A 2,210-nucleotide genomic window follows, 5' to 3' on the forward strand; every position below is an offset into this window, starting at 1 on the left:
CCGTCCGAGCTGCGGCACGGAAGGCATTCGTGATCCTCGACGGGACGCTGCCGCCGATCGGCCGCATCGCTGCGGACCGCCCGTACTGCTCCGGAAAGCATCAGAAAGGGGATGAACGTGCAGGTCATCGCCGATCCGTCCGGGCGTCTGCTGTGGGCCTCGGCCGCCCTGCCCGGCGCGGTCCACGACATCCGCGCCGCCCGCACCCACGGCGTCATCGACGCCCTGGCCGAGGTCGGCCTCCTCTGCTGGGCCGACAAGGCATACCAAGGAGCCGGCGGCACGGTGCGGGTTCCCTACCGCGGCCGCCGGGAGAAGCTGTCCGCAGGCCAGCAGGCCGTCAACCGCTCACACGCCAAGATCCGCGCGCTCGGCGAACAGGCCATGGCCACCCTCAAGACCTGGCGTCTCCTGCGCAAGATCCGGTGCAGCACCACACGCATCACCGCACTCGTCCAAGCCGTCCTCACCCTCCACCTCAACGCCTCAAGCTGAGGTTGGCAAAGGCTCACTGGGCCGACCTCCTCCCCGACCGTGAAACGCACCGAGACGGACCCAGCCGATCGGTGGACGAAGAAGGGCTGATGATCGTACGACGCCACGGCCGGCACGCTCGTCATGGTTCCGACCGGCGCCCCGCACACCTTCGCCAACGTCACTGGTGAACCGGCGGTCACGCTCAGCACGTTCACGCCCGACCTGTACGTGCAGTGCTTCCGGGACCCGCGGGACATGTTCGCGGCGGGCAGGCCGCCGACCCCGGGGAAGAGCGCCGAGGTGATAAAACGCTACGCCAGCGAGGTCGCCGCCCCGTGAAAAGCTCCCGGGGACTCAGCGACGTCCCGGGCCCTTCGGACGGTTCGTCGAGGTGGATGGGCGGGATGTGGTGGGAGACGGGCTTCTTTCCGTCGCGGACTCTCGTCCTGCGACATTTCCACGAGAAGGAACGGGTGACAGATTGGCTGCCTGAACCCTGTCCGCCGGATTTTCCGGGACGGGGAATGATGAGCTCTGCCGACCCCTTTCTCGATCCCACCGTATCCCTAGAGCTTCGGACTCTACGAGTGACAGTTCGCCGCGATCCATCTTGACCACGGCAGTGAGACACCCTATACGGGCAAGTTCGTCAACGTTTGTCCGGCATATGGAAGTTTCGCTTCCCGGGGGGTAGGTATCTCTGATGACCGTCTGGGGGGTCAGGGTCGCGCCGAATGTCCGCCCGCCATTTCTTTCGAACTCTTTGCGTCCGTTCAGCCATTTCTGGTAATTTCTCAACAGGGCGGTATCCCGTGGCTCCTCAACGGAGATGGCGATCCGCTCGTACCCCTTCTCCTGGAACTCGTCCAGTAACCCTTTCGTCATTTCCAGGTTCCGCATCGTCCCCTCGTACGCGACGTTGCAACCCCTGTTCATGGCCTCCCTGGCGACACGTTCCATCAGCCAGGACGCCTCGACGTGAACGGCGCCGCTCAATTCGGCAGGGGAGAAGGTGAAACGGTCACCATCCTGTTGCAGACCGGACATGTGTTCGAATCCCCCTTCGCGCCAGATCGCCTCCTTCATGGCGTCATGGTTGATGAGGGCGAAACTTTCGATGGTGGTCCCGTTTTTTGGATTCCCCAGGATTTCATGCATGGATCGAGCCGGTTCGCTGTCAAGTGCGAGAAGATATGGCACCCTCTCCTGGAGGGCGGTGCTTTTTCCTGCGCCGCCCGGTCCGGCCGTGTAGATCAGAATCGGCTTCGGGGTTTTGGGGAGTGCCTCCAGTTCTCTGATCTTGCTTTCAATTATCCTGTCGTGTAGCGGGCGGCGGCTGCTCTTGTCCCAGCCGTCGCCGCCGGTCAGATGTCTACTGTCATAGTCATATGCTAAATCTGCACCCACTTCTTCCAGGAATGTACAATAATCGGCATACTCATATTCGTTGATTCCAGGGTCGTAATGTTCAGGCATATGGTTTCCTTTGTGAAATTCCCTCTCAGGGACAGAACCTCTGGGCGCGCCAACCGGATCAACGGGAAACGCACGGCTTCGGTTCATCGTCAGGTTCGTTGTGTGGTCGTGGAGCGGTGGCGTCACAGGGAGTGCCCCTACGGGTTTCGGCAAACCGTAGGGCCTGGTTGTGGGTCGTAGAAGGTGCCGCCGCGGAGCCTCGCGAAGAGCACGTCGGCTCGTCATCGCGCGAGGCTTCCGTGCCGCAGCTCGGACGC

1 protein-coding gene and 2 pseudogenes are annotated in these 2,210 nt (G+C 62.7%); 2 read left to right on the forward strand and 1 reads right to left on the reverse strand.

Translation table 11 applies throughout. The features are described from left to right. Nucleotides 1–495, forward strand: a pseudogene (locus tag AB0D85_RS52160) (transposase family protein); the annotation flags it as partial. Nucleotides 496–591: 96 nt separating this feature from the next. Then, nucleotides 592–816: pseudogene (locus AB0D85_RS52165) on the forward strand (cupin domain-containing protein); the annotation flags it as partial. A gap of 15 nt (nt 817–831) precedes the next feature. Here AB0D85_RS52165 and AB0D85_RS52170 read toward each other — a convergent pair. Then, nucleotides 832–1,953 (reverse strand): zeta toxin family protein, encoded by a 1,122-nt coding sequence (locus tag AB0D85_RS52170; protein ID WP_362338745.1) that lies wholly within the window; start codon nt 1,951–1,953, stop codon nt 832–834. Nucleotides 1,954–2,210 lie beyond the last annotated feature (257 nt).

This window comes from Streptomyces sp. NPDC048277, from assembly GCF_040652235.1.
Taxonomy (GTDB): Bacteria; Actinomycetota; Actinomycetes; order Streptomycetales; family Streptomycetaceae; genus Streptomyces.